19 protein-coding genes are annotated in these 21,421 nt (G+C 69.7%); 6 read left to right on the forward strand and 13 right to left on the reverse strand.

What is annotated here, in order from left to right:
• Positions 1-3 precede the first annotated feature (3 nt).
• From KBC94_RS22955 to KBC94_RS22975, 5 genes are all read right to left on the reverse strand, one after another.
• Positions 4-939 carry an amidohydrolase family protein gene (locus tag KBC94_RS22955; protein ID WP_294375686.1) on the reverse strand — a complete coding sequence of 312 codons (936 nt, stop codon included), beginning with the start codon at positions 937-939 and terminating at the stop codon, positions 4-6.
• A 25-nt stretch (positions 940-964) separates the two neighbouring features.
• Positions 965-1,957, reverse strand: a complete 993-nt coding sequence (locus KBC94_RS22960; protein ID WP_294375688.1) for a tripartite tricarboxylate transporter substrate binding protein — start codon at positions 1,955-1,957, stop codon at positions 965-967.
• A 1-nt stretch (position 1,958) separates the two neighbouring features.
• Complete coding sequence (locus tag KBC94_RS22965; RefSeq protein ID WP_294375691.1) at positions 1,959-2,948, reverse strand: tripartite tricarboxylate transporter substrate binding protein; 990 nt, start codon at positions 2,946-2,948, stop codon at positions 1,959-1,961.
• Positions 2,949-3,019: 71 nt separating this feature from the next.
• Positions 3,020-3,703, reverse strand: coding sequence for a 4-carboxy-4-hydroxy-2-oxoadipate aldolase/oxaloacetate decarboxylase (gene ligK / locus KBC94_RS22970; RefSeq protein ID WP_294375695.1), 684 nt, complete (start codon positions 3,701-3,703; stop codon positions 3,020-3,022).
• Between the two features lie 153 nt (positions 3,704-3,856).
• A complete protein-coding gene (locus KBC94_RS22975) occupies positions 3,857-4,885 on the reverse strand; it encodes an amidohydrolase family protein (RefSeq protein ID WP_294375772.1) in 1,029 nt (342 codons plus the stop codon).
• Between the two features lie 184 nt (positions 4,886-5,069).
• Between KBC94_RS22975 and KBC94_RS22980 the strand changes: the two genes are divergently transcribed.
• Positions 5,070-5,975 (forward strand): LysR substrate-binding domain-containing protein, encoded by a 906-nt coding sequence (locus KBC94_RS22980; protein WP_294375697.1) that lies wholly within the window; start codon positions 5,070-5,072, stop codon positions 5,973-5,975.
• Between the two features lie 70 nt (positions 5,976-6,045).
• Here the strand turns inward: KBC94_RS22980 and argH are convergent, their stop codons facing one another.
• A complete protein-coding gene (gene argH / locus KBC94_RS22985; protein ID WP_294375700.1) occupies positions 6,046-7,446 on the reverse strand; it encodes an argininosuccinate lyase in 1,401 nt (466 codons plus the stop codon).
• A gap of 193 nt (positions 7,447-7,639) precedes the next feature.
• On the opposite strand from argH, the gene KBC94_RS22990 reads away from it, so the two are divergent.
• From KBC94_RS22990 to KBC94_RS23000, 3 genes are read left to right on the forward strand one after another with little or no spacing between them, the layout of a single operon-like run.
• A complete protein-coding gene (locus KBC94_RS22990) occupies positions 7,640-8,656 on the forward strand; it encodes a histidine kinase (protein WP_294375702.1) in 1,017 nt (338 codons plus the stop codon).
• On the forward strand, positions 8,653-9,420 hold the full coding sequence (locus tag KBC94_RS22995; RefSeq protein ID WP_294375704.1) for a LytTR family DNA-binding domain-containing protein: 768 nt from the start codon (positions 8,653-8,655) through the stop codon (positions 9,418-9,420). The genes KBC94_RS22990 and KBC94_RS22995 overlap by 4 nt, the downstream gene beginning before the upstream one ends.
• The gene (locus KBC94_RS23000) at positions 9,417-10,691 is read left to right on the forward strand and encodes an AI-2E family transporter (RefSeq protein ID WP_294375707.1); all 1,275 of its coding nucleotides are present in this window, start codon (positions 9,417-9,419) and stop codon (positions 10,689-10,691) included. Before KBC94_RS22995 ends, KBC94_RS23000 begins: the two co-directional genes overlap by 4 nt.
• A 67-nt stretch (positions 10,692-10,758) precedes the next feature.
• On the opposite strand, the gene KBC94_RS23005 is transcribed toward KBC94_RS23000, so the two are convergent.
• The 4 genes from KBC94_RS23005 to KBC94_RS23020 all read right to left on the reverse strand — a co-directional run bounded on the left by KBC94_RS23005 (position 10,759) and on the right by KBC94_RS23020 (position 15,414).
• Positions 10,759-11,505 carry an aspartate/glutamate racemase family protein gene (locus tag KBC94_RS23005; protein ID WP_294375711.1) on the reverse strand — a complete coding sequence of 249 codons (747 nt, stop codon included), beginning with the start codon at positions 11,503-11,505 and terminating at the stop codon, positions 10,759-10,761.
• Positions 11,506-11,527: 22 nt separating this feature from the next.
• Entirely contained in the window at positions 11,528-13,021 is a 1,494-nt protein-coding gene (locus KBC94_RS23010; RefSeq protein ID WP_294375713.1) for an NCS1 family nucleobase:cation symporter-1, read from the reverse strand.
• Positions 13,022-13,387: 366 nt separating this feature from the next.
• Entirely contained in the window at positions 13,388-14,095 is a 708-nt protein-coding gene (locus KBC94_RS23015) for a GntR family transcriptional regulator (protein WP_294375716.1), read from the reverse strand.
• Positions 14,096-14,106: 11 nt separating this feature from the next.
• Positions 14,107-15,414 carry a C4-dicarboxylate transporter DctA gene (locus KBC94_RS23020; protein ID WP_294375718.1) on the reverse strand — a complete coding sequence of 436 codons (1,308 nt, stop codon included), beginning with the start codon at positions 15,412-15,414 and terminating at the stop codon, positions 14,107-14,109.
• Positions 15,415-15,606: 192 nt separating this feature from the next.
• Between KBC94_RS23020 and KBC94_RS23025 the strand changes: the two genes are divergently transcribed.
• Positions 15,607-16,512 carry a LysR family transcriptional regulator gene (locus tag KBC94_RS23025; RefSeq protein ID WP_294375721.1) on the forward strand — a complete coding sequence of 302 codons (906 nt, stop codon included), beginning with the start codon at positions 15,607-15,609 and terminating at the stop codon, positions 16,510-16,512.
• 53 nt (positions 16,513-16,565) lie between these two features.
• Here KBC94_RS23025 and KBC94_RS23030 read toward each other — a convergent pair whose 3' ends face one another.
• The 3 genes from KBC94_RS23030 to KBC94_RS23040 all read right to left on the reverse strand — a co-directional run bounded on the left by KBC94_RS23030 (position 16,566) and on the right by KBC94_RS23040 (position 20,169).
• Positions 16,566-17,639, reverse strand: a complete 1,074-nt coding sequence (locus KBC94_RS23030) for an AI-2E family transporter (protein ID WP_294375724.1) — start codon at positions 17,637-17,639, stop codon at positions 16,566-16,568.
• A 103-nt stretch (positions 17,640-17,742) separates the two neighbouring features.
• Positions 17,743-18,723 (reverse strand): tripartite tricarboxylate transporter substrate binding protein, encoded by a 981-nt coding sequence (locus KBC94_RS23035; RefSeq protein WP_294375727.1) that lies wholly within the window; start codon positions 18,721-18,723, stop codon positions 17,743-17,745.
• 36 nt (positions 18,724-18,759) lie between these two features.
• A complete protein-coding gene (locus KBC94_RS23040) occupies positions 18,760-20,169 on the reverse strand; it encodes a M20 family metallopeptidase (RefSeq protein WP_294375729.1) in 1,410 nt (469 codons plus the stop codon).
• 120 nt (positions 20,170-20,289) lie between these two features.
• Here KBC94_RS23040 and KBC94_RS23045 point away from each other — a divergent pair, with 120 nt between their 5' ends.
• A complete protein-coding gene (locus tag KBC94_RS23045; protein ID WP_294375732.1) occupies positions 20,290-21,270 on the forward strand; it encodes a LysR family transcriptional regulator in 981 nt (326 codons plus the stop codon).
• The last annotated feature ends 151 nt before the right edge of the window (positions 21,271-21,421 follow it).

Genomic DNA, 21,421 nt, shown 5'->3' on the forward strand with positions numbered 1-21,421 from the left:
TCCTTACTTGGCTTCTTCGGGCCAATACAAACGCATCGGGTTGTCGACCAGCAGCTTCTGCTGAAGCACGGGTGTCGTCGCGATGTGCGGGATGAAGTCCACCAGCAGCCCATCGTCGGGCATGTGGTCCTTCAGATTGGGGTGCGGCCAGTCGGTGCCCCACAGCACACGATCGGGGAACTGCTCGACGATGCGACGCGCGAAAGGCACCACATCCTTGTAGGCGCTGCGCTCGCCATCCAGCGCCTTGGGGCCGGCCACCGACAGGCGCTCGGGGCAGCTCACCTTGCTCCACACGTTGCTGTGCTCGCGCATGAACTTCTCGAACAGCGCGAACTCCGGGCCGTCGACCGGCTTGGTTACGTCGGGGCGGCCCATGTGGTCCACCACCACCGTGGTCGGCAGCGCGGTGAAGAAGTCCCACAGCTCAGGCAGGTCCACCGCCTCGAAGTAGATGACCACATGCCAGCCCAGCTTGGCGATGCGGCCGGCGATCTCCATCAGCTCGTCCTTGGGCGTGAAGTCGACCAGGCGCTTGACGAAGTTGAAGCGCACGCCGCGCACGCCGGCGGCATGCAGGGCCTGCAGTTCTTCGTCGCTGACGCTGCGCTTGACGGTGGCCACGCCGCGGGCCTTGCCGTTCGAGGACTGCAGCGCATCGACCAGTGCGCGGTTGTCCGCGCCGTGGCAGGTGGCCTGCACGATCACGTTGCGGGCGAAGCCCAGGTGGTCGCGCAGGGCGAAGAGCTGCGCCTTGCTGGCATCGCAGGGCGTGTACTTGCGCTCTGGCGCATAGGGAAACTCCGCGCCGGGGCCGAAGACGTGGCAGTGCGCATCGACGCTGCCGGCCGGCACCTGGAACTTGGGCTTGCTGGGGCCGGTGTACCAGTCCAGCCAGCCGGCAGTTTTCTCGAAGGGGCCTGTGGTGGGTTTGCTCATGAGCGTTGCTCCTGGGGAAATGGGTTCAATCGGGCTTGATGCCGGCTTCACGCACCAGCTTCTCGTAGCGCACGCGCTCCGAGTGGATGAGCTGGGCAAATTGCTCGCTGCTGCCGGGCAGCACTTCGCCGCCGACCTGGGCCATGCGCTCGCGCACGGCCGGTGTCTGCAGTGCCTTCTGCACCTCGGCATGCAGCTGGGTGACGATGGACTTGGGCGTGGCCGCGGGCGCCACGATGCCGTACCAGACCGAGGCCTCGAAGCCCGGAAAGCCGGACTCGGCAATGGTGGGCACGTCGGGAAAGACGGCGCTGCGGTTGGGGCTCAAGGCCGCGAGCACCTTGAGCTTGCCGCTCTTCACATGCGGCTGCGCCTCCAGCGCATTGATGGCCACCAGCGGCAGCTGGCCGCCGATCACGTCGGTCAGTGCCTGGGCGCCGCCGCGGTAGGGCACGTGCTGCAGCTTGATGCCCGCGGCGCGCTCGAAAAACTCGACCGCCATGTGCGGCGTGGAGCCGTTGCCCGGCGAGGCGAAGGACAGGCTGCCGGGCTTGGCCTTGGCCTCGGCGATCAGCTGCTGGATGGTGCCGAAGGGCGCATTGGCATTGGCGGCGATCACCACCGGCACGCGGCCGATCAGCGACACCGGCACGAGGTCGCGCTCGGCATCGAAGGGCATGGGCTGGTACAGCGCCATGTTGGCCGCCAGCGCGTTGGCGGCCACCATCAGCGTGTAGCCGTCGGCAGGCGCGTCGATGGTGGCCTTGACGGCGATGTTGGTGCCGGCGCCCGGCCGGTTGTCGATCATGAAGGGCTGGCCCAGGCTGGTCGCGAGGGCCTGGCCCACGCTGCGCGCCACGGCATCGACCGCGCCGCCGGCCGAGTAGCCGACCAGCACGCGCACCGGCTTGGCCGGATAGCTCTGCGCACCCGCCAGCGTCGGCGCCAGCAGTGCCGCCCCTGCGGCCAGCGCCACGCGGCGGGAGACGAACGGGCCTTGCGCGTCGGTCTGCTGCATGTCAGTCCAGGGAGACGTTGGCCTTGCGGATCACGTCGCCGAAGCGCTGCGATTCGCTCTTCACGAACTGCTCGAACTGCGGGCGCGTGACCGGGAAGGGCTCGTAGCCGAAGCTCTTGAAGCGGGCCTGCACGTCGGGGCCGGTCAGCGCCTGCTCGATGTCGCGCTTGATCTTCTCCGTCACCGCATCGGGCAGACCGCGCGGCACGGCGATGGCGTTCCAGCCCGTCACTTCGAAGCCCTTGGGGCCGCCGGACTCGGCCACGGTGGGCACGTCGGGATAGGCGGCCATGCGCTGCGGGCCGGTCACGGCCAGAAAGCGCAGCTTGCCGGACTGGTAGAGCGGACCCGCCGTGGCGGCGCTGCCCAGGGCGAAATCGATGTCGCCGGTGGAGACCGAGGTATAGAGCTGCGTGGTCTCCTTGAAGATCACGTGCTCCATCTGCGTGCCGGTGGCCGACTTGAACAGCTCCGTGCCCAGGTGCACGGGATTGCCGACCGACCACGAGCCGTAGTTCAGCTTGCCGGGTCGCGCCTTGGCGTCGGCCACGATGTCCCCCACCGTCTTGTACTTGCTGTTGGCGCCGACGGTGAAGAAGAAGTAGGTCTTGAACAGTGGCAGCAGGACGTCGAAGTCCTTGGCCGGGTCGTAGGGCAGCTTCTTGAACAGCGACGGGTAGGCGGCCAGGTGGACGTTGTCCAGCAGCAGCAGGTCGGTGCCGTCCTTGGCGCCGCGCTTCCAGGCGTCGATGGCGATGAAACCGTTGCCGCCCGGGCGGTTGTCCACCGTCACCGGCACGCCCCAGGTGCGCGACAGCTTGTCGGCCACCAGGCGCGAGACGCCATCCGGGCCACCGCCCACGGGGAAGGGGTTGACGATGCGCACCGGCTTGCCATACGGAAAGGTGGCCTGCTGCTGGGCCTGGGCGGCGAAGGGCAGGGCGGCGGCGAGGGCGCAGGCCGTCACCAGTGCGCGGCGGGAAAAGCTCATGAATGTCTCCGAACGTGGAAGAGGGCCGCGCCCGCTTCGGGGGGCGCTGGCCCGGGAACAATAGAAAGGGATCAGTCGATGTACTTGAGGCCCGCAGCCGCCAGCGGCTCGCGCATCTTGTACATGTCCAGGCCCAGCACGCCGCTGGCCAGCTTGGCGCGCTTCTCGCCCTCGAAGGACTCGCGCTTGCGGGCGGCTTCGAGCGTCTTGGCGGCGATGGCGCGCGGCACGCAGACCACGCCGTCGTCGTCGGCCACGATCACGTCGCCGGGCGTCACCAGCATGCCGGCGCACACCACGGGGATGTTGACCGAGCCGATGGTCGCCTTGATGCAGCCCTTGCTGCTGATGCACTTGCTCCACACGGGGAAGTTCATCTCCTGCAGCGTCTTGACGTCGCGCACGCCGGCGTCGATCACCAGGGCGCGGGCGCCGCGGGCCTGGAAGCTGGTGGCCAGCAGGTCGCCGAAGTAGCCGTCGGTGCATTCGGCGGTGATGGCCGCCACCACGATGTCGCCGGGCTGGATCTGCTCGGCCGCGACGTGCAGCATCCAGTTGTCGCCCGGATGCAGCAGCACGGTGACGGCCGTGCCGGACACCTGCTGGCCCGGATAGATCGGGCGCATGTAGGGCTTGAGCAGGCCCAGGCGGCCCATGGCCTCGTGCACCGTGGCCGAGCCCAGGGCGGCCAGGCCGTCCGCGGTCTCGCGGTCGGTGCGCTGGATGTTGCGATAGACGACGCCTAATTCATACATGTCGGTTCTCCTTGAGATGTCTGGCTCCCTCTCCCTCTGGGAGAGGGTGGGGGGTGAGGGCCGCGCGGCCTGCGCACGTTGCCGCGCATCGAGCGTCGCTGGGCCCCTCACCTTGCCTCTCCCCAGAGGGGAGAGGAGTCGATCCGGGCGCTGTCAGAGGCTCTTGGCCTTGAGGGCGGCATCCAGGCGCGGGAAGACCCGGCGCGCATTGCCTTCGAACACCTGGAAGCGCTCGTCGTCCGTCAGGTTGGCGGTGGCGCTCACGTAGCGCTTGGTGTCGTCGTAGTAGTGGCCGGTGGTCGGGTCGATGCCGCGCACGGCGCCGATCATCTCGGAGGCGAACAGGATGTTCTTGACCGGGATCACCTTGGTCAGCAGGTCGATGCCCGGCTGGTGGTACACGCAGGTGTCGAAGAAGATGTTGTTGAGCAGGTGCTCTTCCAGCAGAGGCTTCTTCATCTCCTGCGCCAGGCCGCGGAAACGGCCCCAGTGATAGGGCACCGCGCCGCCGCCGTGCGGGATCACGAACTTCAGCGTCGGGAAGTCCTTGAACAGGTCGCCCTGGATGCACTGCATCACGGCCGTGGTGTCGGCATTGAGGTAGTGCGCCCCGGTGGTGTGGAAGCAGGCGTTGCAGCTGGTGCTCACGTGCACCATGGCCGGAATGTCGTACTCCACCATCTTTTCGTAGATGGGGTACCAGTGGCGGTCGGTCAGCGGCGGGCTGGTCCAGTGGCCGCCCGAGGGATCGGGGTTCAGGTTGATGCCGACGAAGCCGTATTCCTTGACGCACTTCTCCAGCTCGGGAATGCAGGTCTTGGGATCCACGCCCGGCGACTGCGGCAGCATGGCCGCGCCGATGAAGTTGTCGGGGAAGAGCTGGCTCACGCGGTAGCACAGCTCGTTGCAGATGGCGGCCCAGGTGCTGGACACCTCGAAGTCGCCGATGTGGTGGGCCATGAAGCTGGCGCGCGGGCTGAAGATGGTCAGGTCGCTGCCGCGCTCCTTCATCAGGCGCAGTTGGTTCTGCTCGATGGACTCGCGAAGCTCGTCGTCGCTGATCTTGAGGCTGGCCGGGTCGGGCTTGGCCGACGGATCCTTGATGCCGGCGATCTGGGCATTGCGCCAGTTCTCGAGGGCCTTGGGGGCGGTGGTGTAGTGGCCGTGGCAGTCGATGATCAGCGGCTGACCGTTGGATTTCGGCATGTCGTCTCCTGGGAAGGGCGGGGCGGGCCGGTGACAACCGGCCGCGGGTCTGGAAGGCAGCGCCCATTCTGTGCCGTGACCCCGTCCGCCTCCAGGGGGCAGATCGACTAGCAGCTAGAACAAACTGCTATAGCATGCGTGTCGATATGCGTCTGACGTCATGGATCTGAAACAGCTGGAGTACTTCGTCCGAGTGGTGGAGCTGGGCAGCTTCACCCGCGCCGCGCTGGCGCTCGACATCGCCCAGCCGGCCCTCAGCCGGCAGGTGCGCACGCTGGAAGTGGAGCTGCGCCAGAACCTGCTGGTGCGCAACGGCCGCGGCGTGACGCCCACCGAAGCCGGCGCGCTGCTGCTGGAGCACGGCCGCGGCATCCTGCACCAGGTGCAGCGGGCGCAGGAGGAGCTGGCGCGGGTGCGCGGCGGCCTGGCGGGCCGGGTGGCGCTCGGCCTGCCGCCCACGGTGGCGCGCGCGCTGGCCGTGCCGCTGACCCGGCGCTTCCGCCGCGAACTGCCCGAAGCGCGGCTGTCGATCAGCGAGGGCCTGTCGATTTCCATGCACGAAGCGCTGTCCGCCGGTCGGCTGGACATCGCCGTGCTCTACGAAGCCAAGCCCATCGCCGGGCTGGACATCGCGCCGCTGATGACCGAGGAACTGATGCTGGTGCAGGCCCGCCCGCCCGGCCTGGCCGAAGACCCGCCGCCCCCGCCCATCCCGCTGGCCGAGGTGGCGAAGCTGCCGCTGATCATTCCGAGCCGGCCCAACGCCGTGCGCATGCATGTGGAGTCGGAGATGGCGGCGCTGGGCTGCGAGCCGCAGATCGCGCTGGAGATCGACGGCGTGCCCGCCATCCTCGATCTGGTGGCCGATGGCGCCGGCTGCGCCATCCTGGCGCGGCGGGCGGTGCAGACCTCGATCCGGCCCTCCGCCTTCAGCGTGCGGCCCATCGGCCCGCCGCGGCTGCAGGTGCAGGCGCATGTGGCGGTGAGTGCGCAGCGGCCGGTGACGCGCACGCAGGCCGCGGCGCTGGAGTTGCTCAAGGCGGTGGCGGCGGAAACGGGGGGCTGATCCGGCGCGGCGCCGGCATCAACGAAAAGGGCGCCCCGCGGCGCCCTTCCTCGCAGCAGAGAAGCCGCGCTCAGTCGCCCAGCCGCGCCCGGTGCCGCGCGATCTGCGCCGTCACCTGCACCGGCGCCGTGCCGCCCAGCGTGTTGCGCGCCTCCAGCGAACCGCGCAGGCTCAGCACGCCGAACACGTCGTCCTGGATCGCCGGGTTGAACCGCTGCAGCGTGGCCAGCGGCAGCTGCGACAGGTCCACACCCTCGGCGATGGCCGTCTTGACGGCATGGGCCACCGTCTCGTGCGCGTCGCGGAAGGGCAGGCCCTTCTTCACCAGGTAGTCGGCCAGGTCGGTGGCGGTGGCGTAGCCACGCAGGGCGGCGGCCTCCATGGCCTCGCGGCGCACCGTGATGCCGCCCACCATCTCGGCAAAGATGCGCAGCGTGTCCTTGAGCGTGTCGACGGTGTCGAAAAGCGGCTCCTTGTCTTCCTGGTTGTCCTTGTTGTAGGCCAGGGGCTGGCCCTTCATCAGGGTGATCAGGCCCATCAGGTGGCCGACCACGCGGCCGGTCTTGCCGCGCGCCAGCTCGGGCACGTCGGGGTTCTTCTTCTGCGGCATGATCGATGAGCCGGTGGTGAACCGGTCGGCGATCTGGATGAAGCCGAAGTTCTGGCTCATCCACAGGATCAGTTCCTCGCTGAAGCGGCTCACGTGCACCATCGCCAGGCTGGCGAAGGCGGTGAACTCGATGGCGAAGTCGCGGTCGCTCACGGCGTCCAGGCTGTTCTGGCACACGCCTTCCATGCCCAGGGTGCGGGCCACGCGCTCGCGGTCCAGCGGATAGCTGGTGCCGGCCAGGGCCGCGGCGCCCAGCGGCAGGCGGTTGACGCGGCGGCGCAGGTCGGCCAGGCGCTCGGCGTCGCGGGCGAACATCTCCACATAGGCCAGCATGTGGTGGCCGAAGCTCACCGGCTGCGCGACCTGCAGGTGGGTGAAGCCGGGCAGGATGGCGTCCACGTTCTCGGCGGCGATCTTCACCAGCGCCTTCTGCAGGTCGGTGAGCAGGCCGTCGATCAGATCGATCTCGCCGCGCAGCCACAGGCGCACATCGGTGGCGACCTGGTCGTTGCGGCTGCGGCCGGTGTGCAGGCGCTTGCCGGCATCGCCCACCAGCTGGGTCAGGCGGGCCTCGATGTTGAGGTGCACGTCCTCCAGGGCCAGCTTCCACTCGAAGCTGCCAGATTCGATCTCACTGCGGATCTGACCCATCCCACGCTGGATGTCGGCCAGGTCCTGCGAACCGATGATGCCCTGGGCGGCGAGCATCTCTGCATGAGCCAGCGAGCCTTCGATGTCTGCCTGCGCAAGCCGCTTGTCGAAGAACACGCTGGAGGTGTAGCGCTGCACGAGTTCGCTCATGGGCTCGGAGAACAGCGCGGACCACGCTTCGGATTTCTTGTCGAATTGGTTCTGGGTCATGGGTCGGGGCCGCGAGGGGCCTTGGAAGAGCGGCAGGGCAGGAAGGCCGTGGAACAGAGGGGCGGCAGCGGGGTGGCGACGCGCCGTCGTGCGCGAGGCCAGGGCCATAATCGGCGGCCCCTCAGCGTCGCCAGCCATGCGAAACCCCCGGATTTTATCGGCGCGCCCTTCAGCGAGCCCTGCCCGCGCGGCCATGGCGCCGCAATCCGACTTCTGCCGGCCGGAGATGGTGATCCGGGTGGTGCTGGCCGCCGAGTTGCTGGCCGCCGTCGCGGTGGCCTTCGTGGCCGAGTCGGCCACCGACGCACTGATGCGCTTTGCCACCGCCACGGGCGGCGTGATGCCGGCCACCCTGCTGTGGCTCATCGCGGCCTGCGCGCTGCGCCGCCGCCTGGGGCGTTGGCGCCCCGTTCCGCAGTACCTGGCGGCAGCGATCGCGGGCGTGCTGGCCGGCCTGTATGGCTGCGCGGTGCTGCAGGGCACGGGCGCGGTCGCGCAGGCGCCGTGGCTGGCGGGTGCCTGGGCGGGCGGACTCTTCGGCGCGGCGGCCATGGCGGTGATGAATCTGCGCACCGCGGCGCAGATGCCGGCCGCAGCCACGGCGCGGCTCACCGAACTGCAGCAGCGCATCCGTCCGCACTTCCTCTTCAACACGCTCAACAGCGCCATCGCCCTGGTCCGCGACGATCCGGCCCGGGCCGAGGCGATGCTGGAGGACCTGGCCGAACTCTTCCGGCAGGCGCTCGCGGAGCCCGGCGAGTCCGCCTCGCTGGCCGAGGAGATCGACCTGGCCCAGCGCTACCTGGCCATCGAGCAGGTGCGCTTCGGCCCACGCCTTCGCATCGCCTGGCAGCTGGACGAGGCCGCAGCCGGCGCGCGCCTGCCGCCGCTGTTGCTGCAGCCGCTGGTGGAGAACGCGGTACGCCATGGCGTCGAGCCGAGCCCCGAGGGTGGCGAGCTGCGCATCCGCACCGAACGCCGCGGCTCCCGCGTGGTCATCGAGGTGGTCAACACGCTGCCGCCGCTGCGCTGGGCCGAGTCGCCCCTGCCGCGCGGCCACGGTATCGCGCTGGACAACGTCCGCAGCCGCCTGCGACTGCTGCACGACCTGCAGGCCAGCCTGAGCGCCGGCCTGGACCGCGACTGCTGGCGGGTGCGCATCGACATTCCCGCCGACCTGACGGACAAGCCGAAAAGAACGCAGTCATGAGCCTGTTGCCCGCCGACACCGCGCCGCTGCGCATCCTGCTGGTGGACGACGAGCCCCTGGCACGCGCCCGCCTGCGCACCTTGCTGGCGGACTGCCGGGCGCCGGCCGCGCAAGTCGTCGGCGAAGCCGGTGATGGCCGCGTCGTGCTGCCGCTGCTGCGCGAGACGCCGGTGGACCTGCTGCTGCTGGACATCGCCATGCCCGGCCTCGACGGCATGGCGCTGGCCGACCAACTGCGCGGCCAGCCCGAGGCGCCCGCCATCGTGTTCGTCACCGCCCATGCCGAACATGCGCTGGGTGCCTTCGAGCTCGATGTCGCCGACTACCTGACCAAGCCGGTGCGCGTAGCCCGCCTGCAGGAGGCGCTGGCCCGTGCGCAGCGCCATCTGCGCCAGCGCCGCGCCGAGCCGCCCGACACCGGGCATCTGCTCATCCAGGACCGCGCGCGTCTCGAGCGCGTGCCGCTCTCCGAAGTTCTCTACCTGAAGGCCGAATTGAAATACATCACCGTGCGCACGGCGCAGCGCCAGCTGATCCTGGACGGCTCTCTCAACGACCTGGAGGCGCGGCATGGCGAGCGCTTCCTGCGGGTGCACCGCAGCACGCTGGTGGCGCGCGGCGCGATCCGGGCCCTGGAGCGCCACGATGGCGGGGAGGACGCCGAGGGCTGGGCCGTGCGCCTTGCCGGCCTGCAGGAGCTGCTGCCGGTGTCGCGCCGGCAACTGCAAGCGGTGCGCGACGCGCTGCGGGAGCGCTCGGAATGAGCGCCCCGGTGCCGCCATCCGGCGCTGGCACAGACGCGCCCGAGGTCGTCGCCCTCGAGCCCTCCGAACCGCCGCCCTCCGTGGCCGAGTCGGCCACCGACCGGGCCATCCGCGAGGCCGAGGCCGAGCGCGCCCGGGGCGCCGTGCCGGAGCCCGGCAGCAGCGATCCGCCGCGTCTTCTGTTGCACATGCCGGTCGATGTGCGCAGCGCCTCGCTCGTCATCCTCGGCGTGCTGGCCTGTGTCTACACGCTGCGCTGGGCGTCGGCGGTGCTGATCCCGCTGGCACTGAGCCTGATGCTCGTCTATGCCCTCTCGCCCGTCGTCGATCGGCTGGAGCGCTGGCGTCTGCCACGCTGGGCCGGCGCCGCGGTGCTGCTGCTGGCCCTGACCGGCGGCACGGCATGGACCGGCTACTCGCTGGCAGGCAGTGCGGGGCAACTGGTCGATGCCCTCCCGGCAGCGGCCCAGAAGCTGCGCAACGCCATCCGCACCAAGTCGGTCAAGGCCAGCCCGCTGGACACCGTGCAGCAGGCTGCCGACCACCTGGAGCGCGCCGCCAATGAAGGCTCGCCCACCACCTTCCGCCGCGGCGTGCAGCGCGTGATCATCGAGCGCCCGCCCTTCAACGTGCGCGACTATCTCTGGAGCGGCACCGTGGGCCTGATGGAAGGCGCCGGTCAGGCCACGCTGGTGCTCTTCCTCACCTTCTTCGCGCTGTGCTCGGGCGACACCTTCCGGCGCAAGCTGGTCAAGATGGCCGGACCCAGCCTGCACAAGAAGAAGGTCACGGTGCACGTGCTGGACGACATCACGGGCCACATCCAGCGCTACCTGCTGGTTCAGATCCTCAGCAGCGCGCTGGTGGGCGTGACCACCGGCCTGGCCTTCTGGGCGCTGGGGCTGGAGAACGCGGCCGTGTGGGGCATCATCGCGGGCGTCACCAACCTCATCCCCTACATTGGCTCGGTGCTGGTGCTGGGGGCGGCGGGCCTGGTGGCCTTCCTGCAGTTCGGCACCATCGGCATGGCGCTGCTGGTGGCCGGCACCTCGCTGTTGATCCACACGCTGGTGGGCAACCTGCTGGTGCCCTGGCTCACCAGTCGCAGTTCGCGCATGAACCCGGTGGCGGTGTTCGTGGGCGTGATCTTCTGGGCCTGGATCTGGGGCGTGTGGGGGCTGCTCCTGGGCATGCCGATCATGATGGTCATCAAGTCGGTCTGCGACCGGGTGGACGACCTTCGGCCGGTGGGCGAGCTGCTGGGCGATTGAACGGCCGCGCGGCCCGCGGCACCCGTTGCGGGCACTGTGCGGCGAAGCCGAGCGCCGACCTCGCCGCTCAGCGCGCGCCCGAGCCCAGCGCGAAGGGCTGCATCAACCCCGTCATGGGCTTCGGCAGCGGATGCGCCAGCTCGCCGCGCTTGCTGGTCTTCAGGCCGAGCGAGACCAGCGACTCCAGCAGCGTCACACCGGCGGACACGCCGTCGATCACCGGCACGCCCAGTTCTTCCGACAGCGAGCGGCACAGGTCGGCCATGCCGGCGCAGCCCAGCACCAGCACGTCGCAGCCGTCCTCGTCCAGCGCGCGGCGGCATTCGTCGAGGATGCGTGCGCGGGCGTTGGAGCGCGGGTCTTCAAGTTCCAGCACCGGCAGCTCGCAGGCCCGGACGCGGGCGCAGAAGCGGGCCATGCCATAGGCCTCCGCCAGGTGGTGCGCCTGGCCCATGGTGCGCGCCAGCGTGGTGACCACGGTGAAGCGGCTGCCGATGAAGCTGGCCGCATGCATCGCCGCCTCGGCGATGCCCAGCACCGGGCAGCGGGCCAGCTCGCGGGCGGCCTTCAGGCCCGGGTCGCCGAAGCAGGCGATCAGGTAGCCGTCCACGCCCGCGGCCTCGCCGGCCGCGATCTCGGCCAGCAGGCCTGGCGTGGCCAGGGCCTCGTCGTAGTGGCTTTCGATGGAGACCGGGCCCATCGCCGGGCTCACGGCGATGACCTCGGTGCCCGGCCGCGCCGCGGCGCGGGCGCAGGCACCGATCTTGTCGGTCATGCTCTGGGTGGTGTTGGGGTTGATGACCTTGATGCGCATGGACAGGGCGTTTTCTTCGGAATCAGGAGCGGCGGGACAGCAAAGCGTAGATGACGAAGCCCAGTCCCATGCCGATGAACCAGGCGTAGTTGGCGGCGCCGCGCCAGGCCGGCACCAACACGCACAGGATCGGGATCAGGGCCGAGGGCACCATCGTGGCGACGGCCTTCATGTTGTAGCCATGGCTGTACCAGTACAGGCCGGTGGGCTTCATGGTGTAGAGATCGTCCACTACGACGTGCTGGCGGCGCACCAGGTAGAAGTCGGCGATCAGGATGCCGAACAGCGGGCCGATGAAGGAGCCCAGGATGTCCAGCGTGTAGTGGATCACCTCGGGGTTGTTGTAGAGGTTCCAGGGCGTGATGAAGATCGAGCCCACGGCGGCGATCATGCCGCCGGTGCGCCAGCTGATGTGCTGCGGCGCCACGTTGGAGAAGTCGAAGGCCGGCGAGACGAAGTTGGCCACGATGTTGATGCCGATGGTGGCGATCATGAAGGTCAGCGCGCCCAGCACCACGGCGGTGGTGGAGTCGATCTTGCCCACGGTGTGCACCGGATCGGTGATCAGCTCGCCGAAGACCGGCAGGGTGGCGGCGGTGGTGATCACGGTGAGCAGCGAGAAGAACACGAAGTTGACCGGCAGGCCCCAGAAGTTGCCCTTCTTCACCGCGTCGAAGCTCTTGCCGTAGCGCGAGAAGTCGCCGAAGTTGAGCATCGGGCCGCTGAAGTAGCTCACCACCAGCGCGATGGCCGACAGCATCACCGGCAGCGCGTCCCAGCCTTCGAACTTGACGCCGCCCAGATTGAGGTCGATGTTCTTCCAGCCGGCCTTCCACACCAGCCAGCCGCACAGGATGGCCATGACCACGTACACCCCCGGGCCGGCCCAGTCGATGAACTTGCGGATGGCTTCCATGCCATGCCAGAACACGACGGCCTGCAGCACCCACATCACCATGAAGGCGACCCAGCCCAGGGTCGACAGGCCGGCGAAGCCATGCTGCGCCACGTCCGCGTAGGGTGCCAGGTTGGGAAACAGGTGCAGCGCCATCACCATGAAAGCGGCCGAGGCCAGGTAAGTCTGGATGCCGTACCACGCCACCGCGATCAGCCCCCGGATGATGGCCGGGATGTTGGCGCCCTTGACGCCGAAGGAGGCGCGGCAGATCACGGGAGACGGCGTGCCCGTGACCTGGCTGGGCTTGGCCACCAGGTTGCAGAAGAACTGCACGATCACGATGCCCACGAGCAGGGCCACCAGCACCTGCCAGCTGGACAGCCCCAGCGCGAACAGGCTACCCGCCGTGATGTAGCCGCCCACGCTGTGCACATCGGACATCCAGAAGGCAAAGATGTTGTATTGCCCCCAGGTCTGCTGCTTCAGCGGTGCCAGGTCCTCGTTGGTGAGCGCCGGGTCGTAGCCGGGCTTGATGAGGGCGTGCGATGCCGCGTTGCCGTGGCCGAGGGGCTCTGCCGCGGCAGCGGCGGCGAGCGGGGTGGTGGTGGCCGTGTTCATGGGGGCTCCTGATCGGGTCGTTGGACGGGTGCGGCATGGGTCGGGCCGCGGGGGATCGCACGGATTGGGTGCATTATTTGTATGCAAAAATTGGATCGCAAGCGCTGTGCCAGTTGCGCGGCTCAGGAGATTCCCGAGGTCGGATCCGAAATGAGCACGAAGGATGCGCGGTGATAACCCGGTGCGATGCGCCCAAAAGCTAGCGCACGCTTTCGCCAGATTGATGGTCAATGCTGGAATAGGGGCGGGAGCGGCTTCCCGACGGAGCTGACCGGGGCGTCCAGGCCGCCGTCCGATGGCAATGAGCGAGCCGACCACCGGGTTCTCATGCCTCGGTCGCGCCGGCACCAGCGGCGCAAGAGCCATTCAGGCGGCGCCGCGTCGCGGTGCGACGGGCACCAAGGCGGCGCGCAGCCGCTGCACGTCCGCATCCGGCGCCGCCTCGGGCTCCAGTGCCCGCTCGACGTTGCCGATGTGCGCCAGCATCAACGTGCGGGCGCGGGCGGTGTCGCCGTCTTCCAGCGCCGCGACGATGGCGGCGTGCTCGGCGCACGATTCGCTGGCCTCGTGCCGCGACTGGTAGAGCGTGGCCGCCAGCGTGGTGCGCGCCGTCAGGTCGCGCAGCACGTCGGTCAGCAGGCGGTGGCCCATCTGCTCGGCCAGGCAGACATGGAAGTCGGCCAGCAGGAAGGCGCGGGTGGCGGCGTCGGCCCCTTCGATGGCCCGTTGCTCGTCCCGCACGTGGGTGCGCAGGGTGCGGATCACCTGGGCCAGCGGCCGGCCCGCGTCGGACAGGATGCCGGATTCGACGATGCGCCGCGCCGCGAAGGCGTCGCGCGCCTCCTCGGCCGAGGGCTGCACCACGAACCAGCCGCGCTTGCTTTGCACCTCCACGAAGCCGCGCGCCTGCAGCTGCATCAGCGCCTCGCGCACCATGGTGCGGCTGACGCCGAAGAGGTCGGCCAGGGCCTGTTCGCCCAGGCGCTGGCCGGGCGCCAGCTTCTGCGCCAGGATCGCCTCCACGACGCGGCGGGCGATGGCGGTGGGGCTCACAACGCTGTCGGTATCGGCCATGGGCCGCATTCTCACCGGCCGTCGGCGTGGCCGAGGACGGCCGTGTCGAGCGTGGCGGGCAGCTCGCCGTCCAGCACCCGGCGAGCGCGCTCGCGGTCGATGTCGCCTTCCCAGGCGGCGATGGCCACCGTGGCCACGCAGTTGCCGACCAGGTTGCCCAGCGCGCGGGCGATGCCCATGAACCAGTCCACCGACAGCACCAGCACCAGCCCGATGGCCGGGATGGCCGGAATCGCATGCAGCGTGGCCGCCAGTACCACGATGGCCGAGCCCGGCACGCCGTGCGCGCCCTTGGACGTCACCAGCGCGATGGCCAGGATGGTCAGCAGGTCGGTCATGGAGACCGGCGTGTTGGTGGCCTGCGCGATGAACACCGCCGCCAGCGTGATGTAGATCGAGAAGGCGTCCAGGTTGAAGGAATAGCCGGTGGGAATGACCAGGCCCACGGTCGAGTCGCGCACGCCCAGGTGGCGCAGCTTGGCCATGATCTGCGGCAGCACGCTGTCCGACGAGGTGGTGGCGAACACCACGGCCAGTTCCTCGCGCAGGTAGCGCAGCAGCTTCCACAGCGAGAAGCCCGAGATGCGCATCACCAGCCCCAGCACCACGAACACGAAGAACAGCACCGCGCCGTAGAACAGCGCCACCAGCATGCCCAGCTGCTTGAGCGAGCCCACGCCGTAGCGGCCCACCGTGAAGGCGATGGCGCCCAACACGCCCAGCGGCGCCAGCTTGATCAGGATGCCCATGATCTTGAACAGCACCAGCGACAGCGTGTCCACCAGCTGCGCCACGGGCCGGCCGGTGTCGCCCAACAGCGTGAGCGCGCAGCCGAAGAGCACCGCGAACAGAAGTACCTGCAGCACATCGCCGGTGGCGAAGGCGCTGACCACGGTGGTGGGGATCAGCTTCATCAGGAAGTCCACCGTGCCGCCGCTGGTGAGCTTGTCGGCATTGGAGGCATAGGCGCTCATGGCCGAGGCGTCCAGCGCCTTCGGGTCCACGTTCATGCCCACGCCGGGCTGGAACCACCAGGCCAGCAGCAGGCCCAGCGCCAGGGCGACGGTGGTCAGCACCTCGAAGTACACCAGCGCCTTCACACCCACCCGGCCGACGCGCTTGAGGTCGCCCGCACCGGCGATGCCGTGCACCACGACGCAGAACACCAGCACCGGGATGATCATCTTGATCAGCTTGATGAAGCCGTCGCCCAGCGGCTTGAGCTTGACGGCGAACTCGGGCGCGAGTAGGCCGGCGGCCACGCCGAGCACCAGCGCGATGACGACCTGGCCGAAGAGGGAGCGTGCGAAGCGGAACATGGGAGGTGCCTTCCGTGGGTATGCGGGCAAGCCCGGGCTTCGACGCCCGGACATGTCCGTTAATCTTGCATGCAAGAAATGTAGGCAAGCGACGCATGCCAGCATCAGCGGGTAATCCCGGGTGCGTGACGACCGGGGCGCGGCGACGGTCGGCGCAGGCGATGCGGCATTGCCGAAGAAGGAGACCCCCCGATGGACCGACTGCAGGCCATGGAAATGTTCGTGCGCGTGGCCGAGAGCGGCAGCTTCTCGCAGGCGGCGCGCGAGTTCCACACCACCCAGCCCACCGTGACCAAGCAGGTGGCCGCCACCGAGCGGCGCCTGGGCGTGCGGCTGCTCAACCGCAACACCCGCGGCGTGAGCCTGACCGAGGCCGGCGCGCTCTATTACGAGAAGTGCAAGGCCATCGTGCGCGAGGTGCAGGCCGCCGACGACATCGCGCGCCAGGCCCGCAGCGAGGCGCAGGGCCTGCTGCGCATCGGGACCTCGGTGGCCTTTGGCCGACGGGTGGTGGTGCCGCTGGCGCTGGAGTTCATGCGCGCCCATCCGCAGGTGCAGGTGGACCTCAGCTTCGACGACCGCTACGTGGACCTGGTCGCCCAGGGCATCGACGTGGCCATCCGCATGGGCAAGCTGGCCGATTCCACGCTCGGCGCGCGCTACCTGGGCAGCAATCCGTGGGTGATGGTCGCCTCGCCCGCCTACCTGGAGGCGCATGGCACACCCGTTTCGGCGGCGGAGCTGTCCGCACACCAGGCGCTGATCTACAGCAGCGTGGTGGGTGACGACGTGTGGCGCCTGCACGGGCCAGGTGGCGAGGCGCTGACGGTGCCAGTGGCCGGGCGGCTGCGCTCCAACAACCTGTCGGCGGTGCTGGCGGCGGCACGGGAGGGGCTGGGCATCGCCCTCATGCCGCGCTACGTGGCGGAGGAGTCACTGGCACAGGGGCGGCTGCTGCCGGTGCTGGCCGATCACCGGCTGCAGGAGCAGGAGATCCATGCCGTCTTTCCCTCGCCGCGGCTGGTGCCGGCCAAGGTGGCGGCCTTCACGGCCTTCCTGCAGGGCCGCTTCGGCGAAGGCTGGTGGCGCTCGGGTTGACCGCGCGGCGGCGCGGTACCGGCAATCCGGCTGGCGGGTCGTCGGCGCTGCGCTCAGGTATGCGGCGCGTTGCCGTCCTCGTCGTTCGAGGCCATGAACAACCCCCACACCGCCATGAACAGCGCCGCCACCACCGGCCCGATCACGAAGCCGCTGATGCCGAACAATGCCATGCCCCCGATGGTGGAGATCAGCACGATGTAGTCGGGCATCTGCGTGTCCTTGCCCACCAGGATGGGGCGCAGCAGGTTGTCCACCAGGCCGATCACGAACACGCCCACGAAGACCAGCGCCAGGCCCTTGACGATGGCGCCCGTGGCCAGGAAGTAGATGGCCACCGGCGCCCAGATCAGCGCCGCGCCCACCGCCGGCAGCAGTGACAGGAAGGCCATCACCACGCCCCACAGCAGCGCGCCCTGCACGCCCAGTGCCCAGAAGGCCAGCCCGCCGATGGTGCCCTGCACTGCCGCCACCACCACGTTGCCCTTGACGGTGGCGCGGATGACGGTGGTGAACTTGTTGAGCAGGTAGTGCGTGTGCGGTCGCGCCAGCGGCACGGCTTCGCGGATGGTCTTGGACAGGTCCGCGCCGTCACGCAGCAGGAAGAACAGCAGGTAGAGCATCACGAAGAAGCTCACCAGGAAGTCGAAGGTGTTCTGGCCGATGCTCAGCGCCTGCGAAGCCAGCATCTGGCTGCCCTGGGCGGCGCCGGCGCTGAGCTTTTCGAGGACGGCCTCCAGGTTGCCCAGCCCGAAACGGTCCAGCAGATTGGTGACCCACGTCGGCAGCGCGCCCACGATCTGCTGGAAATAGTTGACGAAATTGAGATCGCCGGAGCGGATGCGCTGGGTCACGAGCACCACGTCCTGCACCAGCGTCACCGCGATCATCGACAGCGGAATGATCACGATCACCAGCACGAGGGCCAGGGTGGCGAGCGCCGCCGGGGTGCGCCGCCGGTTGCCGAACTTGTTCAGCAGCCGCTTGTAGAGCGGCGTGAACAGAATGGCCAGCGCCACGCCCCACAGCACGGCCCCGAAGAAGGGCATCAGGATCCAGACGAAGGCGACGGTGACCGCCGCCAGCAGGAACAGGAAGAAGCCGCGCTGCAGCTGAGGGGAATTCATGGTGGCAGCGAATGTAGCCGCCCGCCATGACCGCAAGCTGTCGGAGGGGATGCCGCCGACACCGGGGCCGGCGTGCGCTTCTTCACGAAGCGCCCAGACTTCTTCACTCCATCGGGATGTTGGCCCGGTGGGCCAGGGCGCGGTAGCGCGAGATCTCGCCTTCCATCTGGCTGCGGAAGGCCGCGGCGTCGATCCACACGGGCTCCATGCCCTGGGCCTTGAGCGTGGCCTGCAGAGCGGGGTCGGCCAGCAGGGCGCGTGTTTCCCTGGCCAGGCGGTCGAGTGCGACGGCGGGGCTGCGGGCCGGCGCGGCCAGGCCGTACCAGGCGTCGAAGGTGGCGTCGGGCAGGCCCAGTTCGGCCAGGGTCTTCACGTCGGGCAGCAGGCTGGAGCGCGTGGCGCCGACGATGCCCAGGGCGCGCAGCTTGCCGGCGCGCACATGCGGTGCGACGGCGGCGACGGTGTCGATGCCCATCTCGATCTCGCCGCCCATCACGGCGATGGTGGCTTGGGCGCTGCCCTTGTACGGCACGTCCTGCAGCCTGGCGCCGCAGGCCAGGGCGAAGAGTTCGCCGGCCAGGTGCGGGCCCGAGCCGCTGCCGAAGGTGGCATAGCGGATGGACTGCGGTTTGGCCTTGGCGGCGCGCACCAGCTCGTCGACGGTGTGCCAGGGCGCGCTGGCCGCCACCACGAGCACCAGCGGCGTGCGCGCCACGATGCCGATGGGCGCCAGGTCGCGCACCGGGTCATAGGGCAGCTTGGCGCGCAGCGCGGCATTGACGCTGTAGCTGGTGGAGCCCGACAGCAGCAGCGTGTAGCCGTCCGGCGCGGCCTTGGCCACGGCATCGGTGCCGATGATGGTGGAGGCTCCCGGCTTGTTGTCGATCACCACCGGCTGGCCCAGCCGCTCGGCCAGCCTCTGGCCCAGGGCGCGCGCCACGATGTCGGTGCCGCCACCGGGCGGGAAAGGCACCACCAGGCGCACGCTGCGGCTGGGCCAGGGCTCCTGCGCGAAGCCGAGGGAAGGCAGGGCGGCGCCGAGGGCGAAGGCGGCGCCGGTGCCGAGGAAGTGGCGTTTGTTCATGGAAGGTCCTTGCTGGAAGTTCGAAATGGAATCGGTTCAGCCCATGGCGCGATCCGGCCAGGGCGCCGCGCCCGGCTCGCCCAGGTCCCAGTACAGGCCGGCCATCACGGCCAGGCCTTCGCGCACCAGGGGCACCAGCAGGTGTTCGTTGGGCGCATGCTGGGCGCAGCCGGCATGGCCGTGCGGCACCCACAGCGTCGGCAGGCCCAGCTGGGTGGCGAAGATGTCGTTGGGCAGCGAGCCGGCCAGGTTGGGCAGCAGATGCGGTGCGTGGCCAGCGCTGCGGGTGATCGAGCCGACCGCCCAGTCCACCCAGGGGTTGCGCAGGTCGAGCCGGGTCGCGGCGCCCGCGAGCGTCACCTGGACCTCGACGTCCTCGAACCCATGGGCCGCCAGATGCGCCTGCACATGCTCGGCGGTTCGCTCCCAGTCGGTGCCCACTACGAAGCGCAGTTGGCAGTGCGCCGCGGCCTGGTGCGGAATGGCGTTGATCGGCCGCTGCGGGTTGCCGGCTTCCAGGGCCAGCACCTCGAAGGTGTTCCAGGCCACCAGCCGCTCGGCGGGCAGGAGGCCCGGCTCACCCCAGTCGGCATCCAGCGGCGGATCGTCCGGCTCGGCGCCGATGGGAATGTCGGCCAGGGCGCGGCGCACGGCGTCGTCCACTGGCGGCGGACGCAGCGCCTCGACCAGCAGCCGTCCGCGTGCATCCGCTAGCGTTCCCACCGCATGGGCGATGCGCGTGGCCGGATTGCCCAGCACGCCACCCCAGTTGCCCGAGTGGTAGCCGCGCGTGCGGCCGCTGCGGATGCGCAGCGTGAAGTTGACGGCCCCGCGCGAACCGAGGAAGAGCGTGGGCTGGCGCGTGCCCACCCGCGGTCCGTCGCTGGCGATGAACAGGTCGGCCGCCAGCGCGGCGCGCTCGGCCGCGCACACGGCGGCCAGGCCGGGCGAGGCGGCTTCCTCGCCGGTCTCGAACAGCCAGGTCATGTTGAAGCCGAGCCGCCCGCCGCGGGCCTGCAGCACGGCCTCCAGCGCGGCCAGCGCGATGCTGTGCTGGCCCTTGTTGTCGGATGTGCCGCGGCCGTACCAGCGCTCGCCCTCGGCCACCAGCGTCCAGGGCGCGAGGCCCTCGCGCCATTGGGCATCCTGGCCGCTCACCACGTCGCCGTGGCCATAGCTCAGCAGCGTGGGCAGGGTCGGATCCTCGATGCGGCGGGCGATGAGGAAGGGGCCGCCCTTCGGGTCGGGGTTGGGGCAGAGCCGGCAGTCGAAGCCCAGGGCTTCCAGGCTGGGGCGCAGCTCGTCCGTCAGATAGGCGGCGAGGGCGGGCGGCACGGTGCCGCCGTCGCTTTCGGTGCGCAGGGCGACCCGGCGGCGCAGGTCGGCGAAGAGGCGGCCACTGTCGAAAGCCGACTGGGCCAGGGTGAGGGCATCGTTTCGGTGCATGGGTGATCCTGTTCCACCCACGCATGCAAGGGGAAGGCCGGAAACCCGTTGCCTGGCCTATCGTTTTGTCGAGGCCGTATTGCCTGGCAGGCAATGGTGCCGGCGGCAGAATCGGGCACCATGGCCCGTGCTCCCCAACTGCTCAGCATCCCGATGCGCCACTTCCTGGAGGTGGCGCAGACCGGCTCGGTCAACCAGGCGGCCGCCCGGCTGCATGTGGCGCCCTCGGCCGTGAGCCGGCAGATCGCCCGGCTGGAGGACGAGATGGGCACGCCGCTCTTCGAGCGCCGCACCCGCGGCATGACGGCCACCGCCGCTGGCGAGCGGCTGGCCGCCTACCTGCGCCATGCGGTGGCCGACGGCCTGCAGGCGCTGGAGCAGGCGAGCGCCCTGGGCCGCGTGCAGGCGCAGCGGGTGTGCGTGGCCTGCACCGAAGGCTTCGCGCCGCAGTTCATGCCGGGCGCGATGCAGGCCTTCCGCGATGCGCATGGCGAGGCGCGGCTGGAGTTGCGTGTCGGCTCGCCCGACGAGGTCGCGCGCTGGCTGCTGCGCGGTGAGGCGGACCTGGGCCTCAAGTACAGCGTGGCGCCCGAATCGGAACTGCATGTGGAATACGAGGCGCCTGCGCCCGTCTATGCCGTGATGGCGCCCGAGCATCCGCTGGCGCGCCACACGGCGGTGGAGGTGGCGCAGGTGGTGGCCTTTCCGCTGTATCTCGGCAGCCGCGGCATGACCACGCGCCAGCTCTTCGACCAGGCCTGCAGCCTGCAGGGGCTGCGCTATGTGGCGGCCTTCGAGAGCAACTTCTCGTCGGTGCTGCTGCCCTTGCTGCGCATGCCGGGCATCGTGCTGTCGGGCCACCTGACGGTGGCGCACCTGATCGCCGACGGCACGGTGGTGGCGCGGCCTTTTGCCGAGGCGCCCCTGCAGCAGCGGCGGCTGCGGCTGCTGTCGCTGCCCGGCCGCACGCCCACCGAGCCGGTGCGGGCCTTTGCCACGCACCTGGCGCAGGCCATCCAGGCGGTCGGGCGGCGCAAGCTGGGGCGGGCGAGGCGGGCGGCGCCGGCGCGAGTCTCGATCTCGCCCAGCCGTTCGGGCTGAGCGCGTGGAAGGCCCGGGGCCGGCGCTTCGACAGGCTTGTATGGTTTGGTTTCCATCAACCAAACCGTAAGAAAGGGCGAGGAGCCGGGATGTAGGGACATCGACAGGCATCGGCGGTAGCTTCAGACCCTACCGACCGACACCCTGAGTC

This window comes from Pseudacidovorax sp., from assembly GCF_017991995.1.
In the GTDB taxonomy this organism is placed as follows: Bacteria; Pseudomonadota; Gammaproteobacteria; order Burkholderiales; family Burkholderiaceae_C; genus Xenophilus.